Source organism: Sphingomonas sp. (assembly GCF_041661825.1).
Taxonomy (GTDB): domain Bacteria; phylum Pseudomonadota; class Alphaproteobacteria; order Sphingomonadales; family Sphingomonadaceae; genus Sphingomonas.
In genome coordinates this window covers 991,474-1,008,997 of record NZ_JBAZTU010000001.1, presented here as the reverse complement: position 1 = coordinate 1,008,997, position 17,524 = coordinate 991,474, and the positions used below count along the sequence as shown (strand labels likewise).

General features: G+C 63.1%; 14 protein-coding genes and 1 tRNA gene. 4 read left to right on the top strand and 11 right to left on the bottom strand.

Translation table 11 applies throughout. The features are described from left to right. Positions 1-14 precede the first annotated feature (14 nt). Both WC729_RS04580 and WC729_RS04575 read left to right on the top strand, forming a co-directional pair. A complete protein-coding gene (locus WC729_RS04580) occupies positions 15-734 on the top strand; it encodes a metallophosphoesterase (RefSeq protein WP_372849988.1) in 720 nt (239 codons plus the stop codon). Then, complete coding sequence (locus WC729_RS04575; protein ID WP_372849986.1) at positions 731-1,294, top strand: cysteine hydrolase family protein; 564 nt, start codon at positions 731-733, stop codon at positions 1,292-1,294. The genes WC729_RS04580 and WC729_RS04575 overlap by 4 nt, the downstream gene beginning before the upstream one ends. 152 nt (positions 1,295-1,446) lie before the next feature. On the opposite strand, the gene WC729_RS04570 is transcribed toward WC729_RS04575, so the two are convergent. From WC729_RS04570 to WC729_RS04530, 9 genes are all read right to left on the bottom strand, one after another. Next, entirely contained in the window at positions 1,447-2,460 is a 1,014-nt protein-coding gene (locus tag WC729_RS04570) for a heme-binding protein (protein ID WP_372849984.1), read from the bottom strand. A 43-nt stretch (positions 2,461-2,503) separates the two neighbouring features. Next, positions 2,504-4,420 (bottom strand): flavin monoamine oxidase family protein, encoded by a 1,917-nt coding sequence (locus tag WC729_RS04565; RefSeq protein WP_372849982.1) that lies wholly within the window; start codon positions 4,418-4,420, stop codon positions 2,504-2,506. Positions 4,421-5,252: 832 nt separating this feature from the next. Next, positions 5,253-5,329, bottom strand: a tRNA-Arg gene (locus WC729_RS04560). Between the two features lie 57 nt (positions 5,330-5,386). Continuing rightward, positions 5,387-5,758 carry a hypothetical protein gene (locus WC729_RS04555; protein WP_372849980.1) on the bottom strand — a complete coding sequence of 124 codons (372 nt, stop codon included), beginning with the start codon at positions 5,756-5,758 and terminating at the stop codon, positions 5,387-5,389. 2 nt (positions 5,759-5,760) lie between these two features. Next, positions 5,761-6,420: an endonuclease III gene (gene nth / locus WC729_RS04550; RefSeq protein WP_372849978.1), complete on the bottom strand. Its 660-nt coding sequence runs from the start codon at positions 6,418-6,420 to the stop codon at positions 5,761-5,763. Next, entirely contained in the window at positions 6,417-7,145 is a 729-nt protein-coding gene (gene dapB, locus WC729_RS04545) for a 4-hydroxy-tetrahydrodipicolinate reductase (RefSeq protein ID WP_372849976.1), read from the bottom strand. Before dapB ends, nth begins: the two co-directional genes overlap by 4 nt. An 82-nt stretch (positions 7,146-7,227) precedes the next feature. Continuing rightward, the gene (locus WC729_RS04540; RefSeq protein ID WP_372849974.1) at positions 7,228-7,917 is read right to left on the bottom strand and encodes a phosphatase PAP2 family protein; all 690 of its coding nucleotides are present in this window, start codon (positions 7,915-7,917) and stop codon (positions 7,228-7,230) included. Beyond that, positions 7,917-10,241 carry a TonB-dependent receptor gene (locus WC729_RS04535; protein ID WP_372849972.1) on the bottom strand — a complete coding sequence of 775 codons (2,325 nt, stop codon included), beginning with the start codon at positions 10,239-10,241 and terminating at the stop codon, positions 7,917-7,919. Before WC729_RS04535 ends, WC729_RS04540 begins: the two co-directional genes overlap by 1 nt. 239 nt (positions 10,242-10,480) lie before the next feature. Continuing rightward, on the bottom strand, positions 10,481-13,672 hold the full coding sequence (locus tag WC729_RS04530) for a TonB-dependent receptor (RefSeq protein ID WP_372849970.1): 3,192 nt from the start codon (positions 13,670-13,672) through the stop codon (positions 10,481-10,483). Between the two features lie 374 nt (positions 13,673-14,046). On the opposite strand from WC729_RS04530, the gene WC729_RS04525 reads away from it, so the two are divergent. Together WC729_RS04525 and WC729_RS04520 are read left to right on the top strand one after the other, a co-directional pair. After that, positions 14,047-15,018: a hypothetical protein gene (locus tag WC729_RS04525; RefSeq protein ID WP_372849968.1), complete on the top strand. Its 972-nt coding sequence runs from the start codon at positions 14,047-14,049 to the stop codon at positions 15,016-15,018. Between the two features lie 42 nt (positions 15,019-15,060). Then, positions 15,061-15,762 (top strand): NAD-dependent deacylase, encoded by a 702-nt coding sequence (locus WC729_RS04520; protein WP_372849965.1) that lies wholly within the window; start codon positions 15,061-15,063, stop codon positions 15,760-15,762. On the opposite strand, the gene WC729_RS04515 is transcribed toward WC729_RS04520, so the two are convergent. Together WC729_RS04515 and era are read right to left on the bottom strand one after the other, a co-directional pair. Further along, positions 15,759-16,340, bottom strand: a complete 582-nt coding sequence (locus WC729_RS04515) for a hypothetical protein (RefSeq protein WP_372849963.1) — start codon at positions 16,338-16,340, stop codon at positions 15,759-15,761. The two genes, WC729_RS04520 and WC729_RS04515, sit on opposite strands and share 4 nt — an antisense overlap. Before the next feature lie 179 nt (positions 16,341-16,519). Continuing rightward, positions 16,520-17,416 (bottom strand): GTPase Era, encoded by an 897-nt coding sequence (gene era, locus WC729_RS04510; RefSeq protein ID WP_372849961.1) that lies wholly within the window; start codon positions 17,414-17,416, stop codon positions 16,520-16,522. Positions 17,417-17,524 lie beyond the last annotated feature (108 nt).

Here is a 17,524-nt window from a genome sequence, read left to right as displayed (position 1 = left end):
GGTGAGGAGAAGAGATGCGATTTGCGTTGGTCTCAGACATCCATGGCAACCTTCCAGCGCTCGAAGCCGTAGCGGCCGACATCCGGTCACAAAGCGTCGATGCGGTCATCAACCTCGGCGACAGCCTGTCCGGTCCGCTTCTTCCCCGGCAAACAGCGCAGTTTCTGATGGCCGCAGACTGGCTACATGTGGCGGGTAATCATGACCGACAGATCCTCGAGCTAGGCACGGACTCGGCCGAGTCCGACAGATTTGCTTATGGAGAGCTTGGCGCCGACGAGTTGGGGTGGCTCGCAACCTTGCCGTCCACATGCGAGGTCGAGCCGGACGTGCTAGCCTGTCATGGCACCCCCCACAGCGACGTGACCTGCCTCCTGGAGGAGGCGGAGCGCCCCGCGTCGGCGGCAAAAGTCTCAGCGCGCCTCGCTGATATCAGAGCCGCGGTCATCCTGTGCGGGCACAGTCACGTACCGCGATCCGTGCGGTCTTTCGGCAGGCTTGTTGTCAATCCGGGGAGCGTTGGCCAGCCCGCCTACGCGGACGACCACCCTCATCCGCATGTCATCGAAAGCGGTTCGCCGGATGCCCGCTACGCGCTGCTCGAGCAGCGCGCTGGCGTTTGGCGAGCAAGCCTGATCAGCGTGCCCTACGCTTCCGAGGAGATGGCGTCCCTGGCAGCCTCCCGAGGCCGCCCGGACTGGGCGGCCGCTCTTCGCACAGGATATGTCTCGTGAGCTACATCGACAGCGAAGCCCTGATTCTGATCGACCTGCAGCGGACAATGGCCGATCCGACACGACCCCCGCGCAACAATCCGCACGCCGAGGCAAACACTGCCAGGCTGTTGTCGGCATGGCGCGCGGATGGTCGTCCGGTCATCCACGTCCGTCACCTGTCGCTCGAGCCCATATCCGGTTTCTATCCCGGCCGGCCGGGCGCCGAGTTCCAGGACGCGTTCAACCCGAACGCCCACGAACATGTTGTCGACAAGCATGTCACCGATGCGTTCGCCGGTTCGGGGCTGGAAAGATACCTGCACCTTCGATCGATCAACAAGCTCGTTTTCGCCGGCGTGGCCACGAACTATTCGGTAGAGGCGACCGCGCGGTCAGCCGCGTGTTTGGGTTTCAGCGTATCAGTCGTGTCCGACGCCTGCTTCACCTTCGCCAGAGCCGACCTGGATGGCGTGATGCGCGCGGCTGACGAAATCCATTTGGCCTCGTTGAGCAACCTGAACGAAGAATATGCCGCAATCCGGACCACAGACCAGGTCCTTGAGAGCTTCGGCCGGTAATCAATTGTGAGCGCGCCGCATAGGCGAGCCGCGAGACATTGCCCACGCGATCAGATTCCTGATGCAGAACGGATTCACCACCGGCACTGTGCTGAAATGCGCGCGCTCGTCGTTCAAACGCAACTCTGGCCCTCGACTCTCGATGACTACCCTCACCTGCTCGCGAGCAGTTGCACCTTCTCTTCCGGGGCTTCATCGACCTTGTGCATCGTGTTGATCGAGACATGCGGCCACACGATGCGGCCCGGCAGGCCGCTCGACCGAGGATCGAAATCGAGCATCACGATCTGGAGATATTGAAGGCGAAGCTTCGGCTTGCCCCGGGTGTCGAGCTCGGCGAGCTCCTGGATCCAGAAGGTCGATCGCATCGAAGAGGCGTTGGCCTGTTTGAGGATGAAGGGAATGTTCTTGATCCCTCCAGTCTCGGCTTCGGTGTCGACGGCGAGCGTCGTCGTGCGAAGGATATCGACGCCCTGATTGGCGGCCTTGAGCAGATCAGCCGGGTGGACCGGGTCGAACAGGCCCAGGAAAGGGTTCTGGTGAAAATGCTGGTAGGGGGCGAGGTACGGATTGGTGAGATCCTGTCTGACCTTTAGCGGCAGGCCGCTGACATCGGGGATGTCCGCTGGGCCGTCCGTGGTCGGAACGCTCCGCCCGAGCGCAAGGACCGCGTCGCCATGGGGAACGCTCCCCAGCCTCGCAATGTCGAAACCGTCGGTGACCTGGTCGAGCATGTTGAGCCACAATCCGGGCTCGTGATGGATCGTGTTACCGGGAGGGCTGGTCGGTCCGAGGACATTGCTGTGCGGGAAGTCGATGGTCGCGATCTGGTCGGTGACCTGCTCATAGTCCAGCGCCACCAGCGACTGATCGGCCTGCGTTCGCAACTCGGTCAGACCACGATTGGGTACACCCTTGTCGACAAGGTCGAAGACGAGCGTCTCATTGTACTGGTTCAACAGCAGGCGATAGTCGAGTATCGAGCCGGGGCGCGTCTCGAACGGCAGGGCGATCATGTTCCAGCCCCTGCCTTCAAGCCCGCCTTCGTTCTTCCAGACGCCGGGCAGCAAGGCGAGCGGACCAAGAAGCTCGTCTCCCTGCTGGGCTGCTTCGATGACACGGCCCCCGTCCTTCAGGGACATGAGTCTTTCTCTGCTGATTGCCATCACTGCTTCTCCTGATGTCCCGGAAAATGTGGCCTGTTCGCAGCTAGATGCCTTCGACCAGGAGCCTGGTGTCGGGCAGTTTCTCGAGATGCGGTATTTCGAGGTCGGGCCGCGCCATGCGGGTCAAGGCGTTGAGCGCCGCGGCGATCGCGCCTTCCTGCCAGCCCGGCAGCGAGGAAAGCTGGTCGCCGACGACGAAGAACACCGGGTCGGATAGCTTGCCCTTCGCGTCGTGCACGCCAGTACCCTGGCTCAGATTGTTGAAGTGCCGCGCGGCCTCTTCTTCGGTGCCGACCGACTGCCAATAGGCCCAGCCACCCTTGATATAGGGCATGTTCTGCCACGCGATCGCGAGCCCTTCTTGCAGTCCGTTGCCGAATTTCTTGCCGAACTGCCGCGCGCCCTCGCGCGCCAGCTTGAGCCGCTCGTCGACGGTCTTCCTGCCCCAATCAGCGGCGATCTGGCCGAAATTATACGCTCCGGTCAGTATGCCCTTGCGGTCGTGGTACGCCGTCGAGGGATACCAGATCTGGACGATGTCATGCGAGGTCCAGCTGATCCCGCCGAAGATCGGCACGACGCCCTCCTCGCTGTCGGGCACGACCAGCGTGGTGAGCTTCAGGTCATCCTCATGCTCATGGGTAATGAGCCTGCCCTGCCACAGCGTGCGGTCGCCCTGCCAGCCGACCTTGGTGGTCGCGGCAAGGAACTTGTCCTGATATTTGCCCTCAGGGTCGACGCGGGGCCGGGCCTGCGCGGCGAAGACCGCATCGAGCCCCTGTTTGAACGGTTCCGCGAAGCCGCTCTTGCCCTTGCCTCCGCGCAAGTCGTCGGACAGCAGTTTCTCGAGGAACGGCATGGCGAGGTTCGAGAAGCAATAGTCGGCGCGATACTCGATCGTCTCGTCGGAACCGATCTTGGCGACCTGGACGACGAACTCCTTGCGCTTCGCATCCCAGCCGATCGACGTTACCGGGCTATTCAGGTGGATCGTCCCGCCCAGTTCCGCAACCTTGCGGGCGAAAGCGCGCTGGACCTGGTCCATGCCGCCGACCGGCTGGAAGATCGTCTGCTGCCAGAGGAAATCGACTGGCTGGTAGAACCGCGTCTGCTTCCAATATTCCGATGCCAGCAGGTCCTCGAGCTTGATAGCCTTGGCGATCTCGCCGGCCGCGACGCCGGGCAGGATGTCGAAGCCGGCTCGCGAGATCGCGTTCTCGAAGCCGGCGGTCCCAGCGGTGGGCGCATAACGGCCCTTTTCGTCGAGCTCGCCGAAACTGACCATCAGCGACTTGAACTTCGCGACGAGTGCCCGTCGCTCGCCCTCGGGGATACCAAGGCTGGGCGCACCGAGAAGCTCGGCCGCATGCTCATGCACCAGCTGCGCGAGCCAGCCGCGCAGATTATGGTCGATCTGCCGATAAACCTGCGGCTTACCCTTCAGGGGCCCTGCACCCATATGGACGAGGTTCGACATCGAATTCATCACATAGACCTCGATGTCGACGCCGAAGTCCCGCAGGTAGCTGAGCAGCCGCTTATGTGCCGACGGGATGCGTCCGGGGCCTGCGTTCAGATAGGGCTCGGCATCGCCGACCGGCCATTCGAAGCGAACGACCTGCGTCTCGGCCGGCTTCGACCCGAACAGCGCGTCGTCCACATCCTCCGTCAGCGTGTCGCCGGTGCGCAGCGAGAGGCACCGCCCGCCGGTGCGGTTCTGCGCTTCGAGGATCGTGACGTGCATGCCGGTGCGGTGAAACAGCAACTCATAGGCTGTCGTCAGTCCGCCAACGCCAGCGCCGAGAATGAGCGCCCGCTTGCCGGCGAAGCTGCCCTCCTCCAGCTTGACAGGACCCGGCGTGATCCGCAGCTGCTCATTGGTCGCGTCCGCGAGTTCTGCCCATGCGGACGCGCGGGGATGAGACTTCAGATATTCCGCACGGCCCATCTTGGTGGACATGTCGCTTCCCCCGTCTGTCAGGCTGGACCTGCCAGTGATTTCCAACTCTGGGCGACTGGCGACCAATTGATCGCCGCCAGGTCTTGTCATGCCAGGCACCACGCGACGGTGGTCCCCCCAGATCACTTACTGCGATTCGTTGACCAAGCATGCATTAATATGACGGAATCCAAAATAACTTTTGGAACCGAAATAGGATCTAAAGTAAAAGTACGCGTAGCTGAGGGTTCGCGCAAAATTTCTTCGACGTGTTTTTCCTCCGAAACAGCAGTATCGTGCGCCTTGCAGCAGCCGAACTGGCTTTCCGTGCGCGGAAATCGAGACCTGCCTGCCGATAGTCGGTCTATTTTGACCTTGCTTGCCTTGCTTTTGCCGCCAAGGACTCATTTGCACGGCGACAAATCGGACGAATCGATCCGCGCTACGGCGAGTGCGCTGAGCTCGGGATTCAGAATGCTGTCCGTCAGATGCTCGATATGGTCGGGCGTCCAAATTGGTCCGACCGCCTTTCCGAGCGGCGGCGCAGTCGACCAGACCTAGGGAGGCGGCGTCGTCTGTGATCTGGATCGCCATCGGACGCTTCGACGGTGTGATCACTATCAGGCTGAGAGCGGCTTTTGCGACCTGAAGCATCAGGGCCTGGCCGCCAGACCAGCCTTCGATGCATATTCGCGAATCGGCGGCCTATTGGTTCAAACCGAGCGATTCGCTGCGATCGTCGGTGCGCAGGCGGCCTGGATGAAACAACGCCACATCCCTCGAAAGCCAGTGAGAATGTGGTGAGAATGGAAAATTGGCGGTTTTGTCGTGACCGCTAAGTCATTGAAAAAGCTGGCGCACCCGACAGGATTCGAACCTGTGGCCTCTGCCTTCGGAGGGCAGCGCTCTATCCAGCTGAGCTACGGGTGCCTGGAGGCAGGCGACTAGCAAAGCGCGCGCGCGCGCGCCAGCCGTTTTGCGCAGGGCCTATTTCCTGGCGAGCTTGACCGGCTGGAATTCGCCCAGGCCGCAGGTCGGGCCACGCGTGCCGGCGCCCGTCCGGAGCACCGTGATGGTGTCGATCGAGCAGAGTTCGCCGGTGTGGGTCTCGTAGCCGAAGGCCTGGTCGAAACCGAGGCTGGGGCAGGCATAGGGCAGGGTGTTGCGATAGATCTGGCCGCCGTTCATCTCGAAATCGATCACCGAGTCATTGCGCACATGCGTCGTGCGGATGCGGCTGGTGGTGACGCAATTCTCCGGCTTGCCGGTCGGGGTCGCCTCGGGAACCTGCCCGCGATCCCTGGCGGCTCCCGGGGCGGCGATGGCGGCAATGGCAAGGGCGATCAGGATCATGCGCATGGTCAGGCCTCGGTCGCGCCGCGCTTCGGGGCCGGCGTCTTCGGCTTATAGGCGCATAAGTCCCGTACGACGCAACGCCAGCATTCGGGCGTACGCGCCTTGCAGACATAGCGGCCGTGCAGGATCAGCCAGTGATGCGCATGGAGGCGGAAGGGCTGGGGCACCACCTTCTCCAGCCCGAGCTCGACCGCCAGCGGGGTCTTGCCGCGCGCAAGGCCAGTGCGGTTGCCGACGCGGAAGATGTGCGTGTCGACCGCGAAGGTCTCGGCGCCGAACGCGGTGTTCATCACGACGTTGGCGGTCTTGCGGCCGACGCCGGGCAGCGTCTCCAGCGCGTCGCGGTCGGCCGGCACCTCGCCGCCATAATCGGCGATCAGTTTTTCGGAGAGGGCGATGACGTTCTTCGCCTTGGTGTTGAACAGGCCGATCGTCTTGATGTGCTGCTTCAGTTCCTCTTCGCCCAGCGCCACCATCTTCTCGGGCGTATCGACCTCGGCGAACAGGCGGCGGGTGGCCTTGTTCACGCCGACATCGGTCGCCTGGGCCGACAGCGCGACCGCGACGAGCAGGGTATAGGGATTGGTGTAGTCGAGCTCGGTCTCGGGGTGCGGATTGTCAGCCGCGAGCCGCGCGAAGAACTCGACGACGTCCGCCTTCTTCAAAGACCCAGCACCTCCGCCATCTGATAGCGCCCGGCCGGCTTGTCGGCGAGCCAGAGCGCTGCAGTGATCGCACCCTTGGCGAAGATCGTGCGGTCCTCGGCGCGGTGGCCGATCTCGACTCGCTCGCCGGTGCCGGCGAAGATCACCTGATGGTCGCCGGCGACTGATCCGCCGCGCAGGGAGGCGAACCCGATCGTCCCTTCGGCCCGCGCGCCGACCAGGCCGGCGCGGTCGGTCACCTTGGCCTCGGCCAGTGTCGTGCCGCGGCCGGCGGCCGCTGCCTCGCCGAGCAGCAGCGCAGTGCCGGACGGCGCATCGACCTTGTGGCGGTGGTGCGTCTCGACGATCTCGATGTCCCAGTCGGGGCCCAGCCGCGCCGCCGCCTCGCGCACCAGCCGCGCGATGAGGGTGACGCCGAGCGAGACGGTCCCGGTCTGCAGCACCGCGACCTGCTTTGCCGCTTCGTCGATCATCGCATGATGCTGGGGCTGGAGCCCGGTAGTGCCGATCAGGATCGGCGTGCCGGTCGCGACCGCCGCCGCCAAATTCGCCTCGAGCGCCGACGGTGCCGAGAAATCGACCAGTACCTCGCATCCGTGCGCGAGCGTCGCCGGGTCGCCGCCGGCATCGATCCCGCCAGCGATCGTCGCGCCGAGATCGGGCCCGACACGGGCCAGCGCCTGGCCCATGCGTCCCGCGCTGCCGATGATTCCGATGGTGGTCATGACCCTCTTCCCGCGTGCCCGATGATGTCCCGCGTCCTTGCCACAGATGGGCGGCACTGGGACAGGGTGGGCGGGAAATTTCCTAGGCGGCGGCGACCCCCGCCGTGACCAGCTCCTTGCGCGCCGCCTCGAACGCGGTCCGGAATGACGGTTCCGCCATCAGCCGCTCCGCGATCAGCAGGCCGAGCATCTGGCCGGCGCTCACATCGCTGCGGAAATGCTGGCCGCAGACGATCCGGCTCTGGCCATAGCGTGCCGCGCGGGCAAGGATCGGTCCGGCCTTTTCCGGCACCAGCCGCGCCAGCACTTCGCCCATCGAAAAGGCCATGGAGGTGTGCCCGCTCGGATAGCTGGAGAGCGGATCGTCGTTGCGCTTGCAGCTCTTCAGTGCGGGGTCGACGATATAGGGCCGGGGCCGCTTGAACTCGTCCTTGCCGCGATCGACCGCCGCCTTTTCGGTCGCGCGGACCATGCCGAGCAGGGCGCTGGTCGCGGGCAGTTTCGCCAGGTCGAAGCCGGATCCCAGCGCAACGGCGAAGATCGACCCGTTCCTGGTGTCGCCATCGGAGCGGGCGTCGGTTTCGTCGGCCGGCGACCGCGCCGTCTCGATCGCGTGAAGCTCCGCCAGTTCGGCCAGCGCCTGCGGGCTGCCCGCGACGGGTGGCGGCGGCAGCACGCGGACCGGATCGAGATCGCCGAGCAGGGCAGGCGCCTTGTCGGCAGCGGGGGCCGCGGCGGCCAGCGCCACCGCGGCGAGGAGCAGGACCTTCATCAGAAGGTCAGCGTGATGTCGCCGGTGAAGGACCGGCCGGTCTGGTAATAATATTGGTCGAAATTGGTCGCGGTCGCATGGCCGATATCGGCCAGCGCGGTCTTGCTGTTCGGGCCGATATTGGTGACCGGCCGGGCGTCGAACAGGTTGTTCACTTCCACCCCGACCCGCACCGGGCCGATATCGTAGCGGGCGGAGAGGATCGCGGTGTTGTAGCCGTTGCTCTTGTAGCTGTTGTACACCGCCAGGCTGTTGGTGGTGGGGTCGGCGAACCATTGCCGCCCGATATATTTGTCGATCAGCGAGAAGCGCATCGGCCCGCTCTTGAACAACACGCCCCCGGCGGCGGTCCATTCGGGCGCGTTCGCGACCTGAAGATTGGCGGTGCCGGGATTGTCGGTCTTGGCATAGTTGCGCGACCCGTTGGCGAAGACCGCGATGCCGTGCGGCAACGCGTAGGTCACCTGGCCTTCGACGCCCTTGTACTGGACGGCGCCCTGGTTGATGAACACCGTGCCTTCGCTCGCCGGCGCGGACGGGTCAGTCGCGAACTTGTTCTTGAAATCGATCTTGTAGACATCGGCGTCGATGCTGAGGTTGCTGCCGTGATACACGACGCCGGCCTGGTAGTTGGTCGAACGCTCCGGCTCCACGGTCGAGAAGTTGGGGCTGGCGACGTAGAGCACCGACAGCGACGGGGCGAGGAAGCCGCGCGCATATTGCGCATAGACCGCCAGGCGATCGTCGACCGCATAGTTCACCGTGGCGAAGGGCAGGTTGGCGCTATAGGTATCGCTCAGCTTTTGCGGGAAGCGCGTCGTCTGGTTGTATTGCGCGTCGATCCGCCGGTTGAAATCGACATGCTTGAAGCCGGGCGTGATCTTCAGCCCCGGGATCGGCCGCAGCTCCAGCTCGACGAATTCCTCGGTGTGGTTGGTGTTGCTGTTCTGGTCGAACTTGATGTTGGCCGGCGTCGCGATGTTGGTCACCGGATCCTTGACCGCTTTCTCCGCATAATTGGGCGCGCCGGTGACGAGGTTGACGTCGCGCTGCTGGCGATAGGTGTTCGACCATTCGATCCACGCGCCGGCGGTGATCGCGCCGAAGCCGAAATCGATCCGCGTCTTCGCGATGTCGCCGTACATCCGGTATTTGTTGGTCTTGGTATAGCCGGGCACCCCGGTGGTCTTGGCGCCGCCCGGGGTGAGCGTCACCAGATTGGCGGTCGCGATCGCAGCGGGCGTCGCCGTCGCGTACAGCGTCACGTCGCTGCCGCTCAGCGTCTCGTTGTCGTAGCTATAGGTATAGGCGCGGTTCTCGAACACCGAATTGGGCGCGATATTCGCCTCGAACTTCACCACCTCGAAATCGGTGGTCTTGTGGGTGTGGTTGTACCCGTAATAGCTCTGCGAGGTCGGGTCGTTGTTCAGGCTGAAATATTTGCCGAACTGCGCGACCTGCGACAGCGTCGCGCCGTCCTTGTCGGGCTGGTTGAAGGTGTTTTCGTTATAGGTGCCCAGGATAGTCAGCTTCGCGTCCGGGCCGATCGGGATCATCACCTTGCCGAACACATTGTTCGAGCGGAACGGGCTGAAGGTGCGCGCGCCGTCCGATCCGATATGCTGGCCGCTCAGGACGATCTCGGTGCCGCCGAGCTTCTCGATCGCGCCGCTCTGCGCGACGCCGCGCAGCATCCAGGTGTTGTAGCTGCCATAGGTGCCCTTCAGCTCGATCCCGGCATCCTCGCGCGTGGCGCGGGAGAACAGGTTGATGTTGCCGCCAAAGGTCGCCTGGCCGAGCTGGCTCGCATTGCCCGGGCCGCGATCGACGATCAGCGTCTCGATCGTGTTCGACGGGAAGAAGGTGTTCGAATGGTGGGTCGGGTCATTGGTGTCGCCGAACGGAACGCCATCATAGGTGACGTTATATTCGCCGTCCTGGAAGCCGCGGATCTGCGCCTTGGATTCGGACAGGCCCGGGCCGTTTGAGTTGCCATAGCCGGAGACGCTGGGGGAGATCAGCGCGATCTGATTGAAGTCGGAGGTCGCGGGCAGCGAATCCTCGATGAACGAGCGAGAGATCACCGATTGCGGTTGCGTGGTCTGCAGCGAGGCGGTGACCGGCGCGATCTCGTTCGCGCGGGTCGCGGTCACGACGATGTCGGAGCCTTCGGCCAGGTCGGTCTTCGGCTTCTGGTCGGCCGGCGTCTCGTCCGCGGGCGTCGCCGCTGGCGGGGTTTCCGCATAAGCGGCGGGGGACAGGATCGAGAGCGCAAGCATGCTCACGCCGAGCAGCAACCGCTGCGGCTTGGTGGAGGTCGACATTGATCTGGTTTTCCCTGACGCCGCCGATCGGCGCGAGGGCTGGCCTATGGAGGCTGTGTGACTCTTTTGCTGCCATGACGTTACGGATACGTGTCAAACGCCAACATGACACATTTTCAATGTTCGTGAAGCGAACCGGCGAAGCAACGGGGTCAACCTTGCCTCGCACGCACCCGCAAAAAAAGGGGCCGGCCGGTATCCGGCCAGCCCCCAGGAACCGCAACATTCGTGCGGGGAGATCAGAAGCGTCCGCGCAGGCCCACCATGACCTGACGGCCCGGATTGAAATCCGAATAGGTCGCATTGGCGAACTGGAAATAGCTGCGCTGCCGTGCCTTGAAGATGTTCTGCACGTCGAAAGTCAGCTCCGGGAGGCGTTTGTTGCCGAAGATATCCCCGAGATCGAGCGAACTGCCGAAATCCCATTGCTGATATTTGTCGCTGTACAGCGCAGCGGCGGGAATGCCGTTCTGGTTCGTACCGGAGGCGACAAAGCCATCGGTGAAGGTCGTCGACAGGCGCGCCGAGATGCCGCCGCGCTCATAATAGGCCGTGATGTTGTAGGTCGTGGGGGCAATGCCGGTTGCGATCGCCGGTGCGGCGCCCGATCCCTTCTGGTCGATCAAGGTCACATTGGCGCTGAAGCCGAAGCCGTTGAGCCCGAGATAGCGGCCAAGCAGGAAGTCGAGCGGCTGCACCCAGTTCCCCTCCAGGCCCTTGACCGTCAGCACGCCGCTGGCGTTGACCTGCTGAGTCAGCACCACCGTGGCTGACGTGGGGCCCCCACGCGCGTTGATCGCCAGCTGCTGAGTCGGCGACAGCGTTTCGAAGGTGACGCCGTAAGCGCCGAGCGCGCTGAACGGCACCGTGACGTTGCCGTTCACGGTGAAGCCGGTCACATCCTTCTGGAAGGCAGCGATGCCGATATAGCCTTCCTGCCCGGTATAATATTCAGCGCCGAAATCGATATTGGTCGAGATGAACGGCGCCAGCGACGGGTTGCCGACGCTGCCGACATCGGCCGACGGGCTCGAGAAGTTGAGGCCAGGCAGCATCGACGACGGGTTGGGCCGGGTCAGGGTGCGCGACACCGCCATGCGCAGCACGGCCTTGTTGTCGATATGGAACGCGGTCGTGAAGGACGGCAGCCAATTGTCGTATTTGGCGTTCGTGTACACGAAGTTCAGGATATTGGGGTAGCAGCTGCCGTCGCGGACACCGCCCGTACCCGGGCAGCCGGCGGGCAGCGGTCCGAGGCCGTCCGGGTCCTGTGCGTTGCGCGGATCGGAGATCGAGACATAGCCGCCGATCTGCTGGTCGGTCTTCACCCAGCGCAGGCCGGCATTGAAGGTCAGCCGGTTGTCGGCGATCGGCAGGTCGCCATTCACTTCGCCATAAAGGCCAAGCGTCTTTTCACGGACATAGCCGCCCGAGGCGCCGGTGTTCGAGCCCGTCGCCGGCGGCGACGCATCGTGGAACGCGTCATAGTTGGACGCCTTTTTGAACTTCTCCCAGTCGACCGTGATGAAGCCGAACGAGCCGGGCTGCAGATAGCCGGGAAGCGCGCTGTTCGGGATCAGCGAGCCGCCATAGGTCAACGGGCCGAGGCCGGTCGAGAAGCCGGTACCCAGTGCCGGATAGGTCGGATATCCCGCGCCGGGCGTGCCGGTGTTCAGGCCTTCGCAGGGCGGCTGGGTGTTCGGCCCGGGCACGAACACGCTCGGGCGGTCGCCGCACACCGCATTCTGGAATGCCTGGGTGTTGTCGGTCGCCCTGATCGACCGCGAGACGTCGTCATAGGCGCCGCCGATCTTCAGGTTCAGATGCGTATCGCCCCAGGTCAGGTCGCCGCGGACGCCCTTGGTGTCGGTGTCGCGATATTCGTCCTGGATGTTCACGCGACCGCCGGGCCAGCCGAACTTGGTCGGATCGTTGAGGTTGATGTTCGACTTGATGCTGGGGATGCCGCCCGCGGTGTTGTCGAATTCGACCGTGACGCCCGAATTGGCCAGCGTGCTCACCAGCACGGTCGGCACTTCGCGGTGGAACTTGCTCTTGGTGTAATTGCCGTTGAGGGTGAGTTTCAGCGTGTCGGTCGCTTCCCATTCGATGCCGGGATTGATCCCCCAATAGCTCGTGTCCTCGATGAACGGGCGATATTCGAGGAAGAATTGCGCGTTGTAATAGGTGCCCTTGGTCACCACGCAGCCGGCCGAGCAATCGCTGCGGTCATATTGCGTGTTGACCGGGATGACCGCGCCGTTGCGCCCCACCCAGTTCATGTCGATGCGGCGCAGATCGTTGTTCTTCTTCGAATACATGCCGTCGACATAGGCATGCAGGCGATCGCCCTTATACTCCAGGCTGCCGATGAAGCTGATCCGGTCCTTGGTGCCGAACTCGGTCACGGGCCGGCCGAGGCGCGGCAGCAGGCCATTGTCGATCTGGCCGATATTGGCGCCAGGGTTCTGCGCCAGCAGGAAATCCTGGTTGATCACGGTGCCGGCGGTCACGCCCGGAATGCCGGCGTTCGAGGGCACCGTGCCGGGAATGCTGAAGTTGCCGCCGCCCGTGCCGTTGCAGGGCGCGGTGCGGCACTGCGCCGCCGCGATCTGCGCCAGGGTGGGCGTGTTGCCGGCACCGGCGATGCTCTGCGGCGTGGACAGGCCGGGGTTGGTCAGGCCGACCGTCTCATAGCCGTTGACGTTGACCTGGTTCCGCACCCCGGCAAAGCCGACCAGGATACCGAAATCGCCCATCGTCGTGCTGGCCAGCACGGATCCGCGATAGCCCCATTTGCCGGTATTGCTGATGTTCGTCGTCTGCGCCGAATAGGTGACGCGGGTGCCCTCGCGATCGAACGGCCGGGCGCTGCGCAGATTGACGGTACCCGCGGCGCCGCCTTCCAACATGTCGGGCACGGAACTCTTGTTGACGGTCAGGCTGGTGAACAACTCGGTCGGGAACACGTCCAGATCGACTTCGCGGTTGGTGCTTTGCGCCCCGTCGCGGCCGGTCGAGGCGACGGCGATCGGCGCGTTGTTCAGCAGCACGCGGGTGAAGTTGGTGCCAAGGCCGCGGATCGTGACCTGCAGGCCCTCGCCGGTGATGTCGCGGCTGATCGTCACGCCGGGCACGCGGTTCAGCGACTCGGCGATATTGGTGTCGGGGAATTTGCCGATATCCTCGGCGAAGATCGAATCGGAAAAGCCGGTCGCGTTCTTCTTCGCCTGGGTCGCGCTCTCGAGGCTGGCGCGGTAGCCCTGGACGACGATGTCGGCGCTGGTGTCGTCTTCCTGGCTTGGAGACGGGGCCTGCGGTGCCGGCGGCGTGGACTGTGCGATAGCTGGTACCGCAATCACCAGTGCCGACAGCGATCCTGCGGCCAGCAATGCGGCGCGGACGGTTTTCGAATGTGCTTTGGAAATCATGTGCCCCTCCTGGTTCGCGCCTCCGATTCACTCGGATGGCTTCTCAACAGCGCCATTATGGTAGCGCTATCATCTTCGACTAATACTATGAGTTATTAAAGTCAAGATATGCCCGGATCGGGCAGATGCCCCCAGAATGAATGTATCATGTCGGACATGAGGCGCGCTGGCGGGGCTCGCCGACGCGAATGGCGTCATGCCGCCGACCATAGCGACTTCCGGATGTTGTTGCGCTTTGCGGGGGAATCTATTGGCATTATATATGTCAGAAGTTGCCAGCGATACCCGATCGACCTTCCCCGACCCCGTCGGCGGAAAACCGATGGTCGTGGGGGCATGGTGCCGTCGCGCGCTGGCCTGACGGGAGAGATGCAATGGCCAATGGTTCTACCATCCTGGGTCCCAACCAGCTCGTCACCGGCGTGCGCGGCTGGGCCGGTTCCGATGTGGTGCTGACCGGTTCGAGCGTCAGCGACGGCGTGACCAGCGCCTTGCTCTATCTCGGTCCGCTCTATCCGACCGACAGTTCGGGCATCTGTCTCCTCACACCCGAAATCCCGGGACAGGACGTGATCAGCGCAACCTTCTACGGACCCGACACCTATGTGTTCAATCCGGGCCTGGGCGAGGGCAATGTCCGCGTGGTCGGCAGCTATCAATATGACGGCAGCGGCGTGCTCAATTGCGGCATGGTCTATCAGGGGCCACCCCAGGGCGGCGGGGGATGGTCACCGCTCGACGTGCCGAGCAGCGACGTCGGCGGGCAGACGGTGTGGAACACCATCGCGCACAGCACGATGGGCGATCTCGTTGTCGGCAATTACGACCTGCTCGGCGTCCCCCTCTCGGGCAACGCCTTCATCTACGATATCGCGAAGCAAAGCTGGCGGCTATTCGACTTTCCGGGCTGCTCGCTGACCACGGCGTACGGCATCTGGCAGAACGGCATCGGCAGCTCGCACTACACCATCGTCGGCGGCACGCGGGACGGGCACGGCATCAACAAGGGTTTTGTGGTCGCTTATGATTCCGGGACGCGCGCCTTCAGCCATCTGAAGCTCTACAGCTATCTGAACCAGCCGCAGCTCGTCACCCATTTCGAAGGGATCGTGGCGACGCCCAAGGGCTTCAACCTGGCGGGCGGCTCGACCGGCTCGCTGGCGCTGTTCGCCTCGATCGAGGTCAATCCCGACGGATCGTTCAGCGACGCAACCTGGGTGCCCTATTCCTTTACCGGGTCGACCATCACCACGGGCAACAGCATCTACGACAATGTCCTGATGGGCATTTACGCCGAAGCCGGGGTGGCCGGGGTCCAGAGCTATGTCGTGCCGATCGAGTCATAGGGTGGATATGGCCTCTGCCCGATGGCCGGTTTAATGGAGGGCATGACCGATATCCGAAACCTGGTGATTCTGACCGGCGCCGGCATCTCCGCCGAGAGCGGGTTGGCGACCTTTCGTGGGCCGGGCGGCCTGTGGGAGGGGCACCGCGTCGAGGATGTCTGCACGCCTCAGGCGCTCGCGCAGGATCCCGATCTCGTCCACCGTTTCTACGATGCCCGCCGCGCGGCGCTCGCGACGGTCGAGCCCAATGCCGCGCACCGGGCGCTGGCGCGGCTGGATGCCGTATGGCCGGGCCAGTTGCTGATCGTCACGCAGAATGTCGACGATCTGCACGAACGGGCAGGGGCGAAGCGGCTGCTCCATATGCACGGTGAGTTGAACTCGGCGCTCTGTGCTGCCTGCGAGGCCCGGGTGCCGTGGGGTGAGGACATGCCGCCCGGCACAAGATGCGATGCCTGCGGGGCGCTGGAGATGCGGCCCGACATCGTGTTCTTCGGCGAGATGCCGTACGAGATGGACCGGATCGAGCGGGCCCTCTCGAACGCCGATCTGTTCGTCTCGATCGGCACCTCGGGCGCGGTCTATCCTGCGGCCGGCTTCGTCCAGACGGCGCGTCACTATCGTGCGAAGACGCTGGAGTTAAATCTTGAGGCGTCGGCGGGAAGTTATTTGTTCGACGAAAATCGCCTTGGGCGTGCGAGCGACCTGGTTCCTTTTTGGGTTTCGGAGTTGCTGGATCGCTAAATCCATTCGCGTTTTGTTTTGGCTGCGGATTTGGCCCTTGCCTCGGAAATCAGGTCAGGAAGGTGAATGCCCTTGCCGCCTCGTGCAGTGTCGGCGGATGCAGTGCGTTGGCGGCCGACTTCTTGCTGCATTGATGAGACAAATAGCCTGATTCGTTGTTCAAGAATCACTCTCATACAGTCTTGATCAGCTGAATTGGCAGTCTTCCAAGTACATGCGATCTGATGCGCCGCCACGAGATGATCCAGTATCTGGGGCCTGTATCCCTGATATGCCCGTGGCTTTTCTGCTCCGAAATTATCAATAATCTGATTTCTGAAAAACAATCTGCCCTGTTCTATGAGAACGGATGTCTCAAACATGGATTTGATAATAATTTCCGAGATAATCGCGTCCGGGATAATTTCATCTTTGATTGTAGTCGCCACATACAATTTTTGCAAGCTTTCTATGGCATTGCTGGCCCATCTTAAGACATCGTCTTTTCTGAGCTCGGTCTTCCGGTGTTGAATCCAGAGTATAAGTAATGCGAGCGCCGCTATTACCGAAGAAATAAGAGTAGATGCGCTATCAACCACAAAGAGCCCCCCCCTCACCGTTTCAGGGTAATTCTAACAGTGTTGAATGCAAGGCACCATTGCCAAACTGCACCGTCGAAGTGCACGGCCAATTTGATCTGATCATGCTGTAATATTGTGAATAATAAATTGGGTTAGGCTTGGTTGGAAGCGATCCGTAACAGATCGCGTCCACCTGCTCACTCCACCCAGTCGAGCCCCATCTCGCGGTAGATATCCCGCTGATCGTCCCAGCCCGGTTTCACCTTCACGTGCAGATACAGATGCACGGGCTTGCCCATGATGCTGCTCAGTTCGGCCCGTGCCCGCGCGCCGATCTCCTTGATGCGCGCGCCGCCCTTGCCCAGTACGATCGCGCGCTGGGTCGGGCGCTCGACCAGGATCTGCTGGTGGATTTCGACAGAGCCGTCCTCGCGTTCCTTGTACTGCTCGGTCTCGATCGCGCTGGCATAAGGGAGCTCCGCATGGAGCTGCAGATAGAGCTGCTCGCGCGTCACCTCGGAGGCGAGGCTGCGCTCGGTCGCGTCGGACACCTGATCCTCGGGGAAATGCCACGGCCCTTCTGGCATCGCTTTCGCAAAGGTCGATTTCAGCTCGGCCAATCCGTCCCCGGTCGTGGCACTGATGAAGAAGGTCTCGGCGAAATCGACGATGCCGTTGAGCTTCTCGGCATGGAGCAGCAGCTTGGCCTTGTCGGCCAGATCGACCTTGTTGAGGATAAGATATTTGGGTTCCGAGCGTGACGCGATCGATTCAGCGATCGGGATGACCTTGGGGCCAAGCCCGCCCTTGGCATCGACCACCAAAGCGATCACATCGGCGCCTTCGGTCCCGCCCCAGGCGGCCGAGACCATCGCCCGGTCGAGCCGCCGCTTGGGCTCGAAGATGCCGGGCGTATCGACCAGCAGCAGCTGGGTCTCGCCCTCGATCGCGACGCCCATCAGCCGCGCACGCGTGGTCTGCGCCTTGGGGCTGACGATCGCGACCTTCTGGCCGACCAGCGCGTTGACGAGGGTGGATTTGCCGGCGTTGGGCGCGCCGAGCACGGCGACAAGGCCGCAATGGGGTTCAGTCATGACATACCTCAGGTGATCAACGTCCCGGCACCGGCCGGGGCGAATGGGGAGCCCCTACACTTTTGCCCCCGGTTTGTCGAAACCCGGCGTAACCGCATCTTAAGCGCG

Bases quoted from the DNA above. Each gene is read 5' to 3' on its own strand.
- WC729_RS04580 (WP_372849988.1), top strand. From the start codon at position 15: ATGCGATTTGCGTTGGTCTCAGACATCCATGGCAACCTTCCAGCGCTC.
- WC729_RS04570 (WP_372849984.1), bottom strand. From the start codon at position 2,460: ATGGCAATCAGCAGAGAAAGACTCATGTCCCTGAAGGACGGGGGCCGT.
- WC729_RS04565 (WP_372849982.1), bottom strand. From the start codon at position 4,420: ATGTCCACCAAGATGGGCCGTGCGGAATATCTGAAGTCTCATCCCCGC.
- WC729_RS04555 (WP_372849980.1), bottom strand. From the start codon at position 5,758: ATGCGCATGATCCTGATCGCCCTTGCCATTGCCGCCATCGCCGCCCCG.
- dapB (WP_372849976.1), bottom strand. From the start codon at position 7,145: ATGACCACCATCGGAATCATCGGCAGCGCGGGACGCATGGGCCAGGCG.
- WC729_RS04540 (WP_372849974.1), bottom strand. From the start codon at position 7,917: ATGAAGGTCCTGCTCCTCGCCGCGGTGGCGCTGGCCGCCGCGGCCCCC.
- WC729_RS04535 (WP_372849972.1), bottom strand. From the start codon at position 10,241: ATGTCGACCTCCACCAAGCCGCAGCGGTTGCTGCTCGGCGTGAGCATG.
- WC729_RS04530 (WP_372849970.1), bottom strand. From the start codon at position 13,672: ATGATTTCCAAAGCACATTCGAAAACCGTCCGCGCCGCATTGCTGGCC.
- WC729_RS04525 (WP_372849968.1), top strand. From the start codon at position 14,047: ATGGCCAATGGTTCTACCATCCTGGGTCCCAACCAGCTCGTCACCGGC.
- WC729_RS04520 (WP_372849965.1), top strand. From the start codon at position 15,061: ATGACCGATATCCGAAACCTGGTGATTCTGACCGGCGCCGGCATCTCC.
- era (WP_372849961.1), bottom strand. From the start codon at position 17,416: ATGACTGAACCCCATTGCGGCCTTGTCGCCGTGCTCGGCGCGCCCAAC.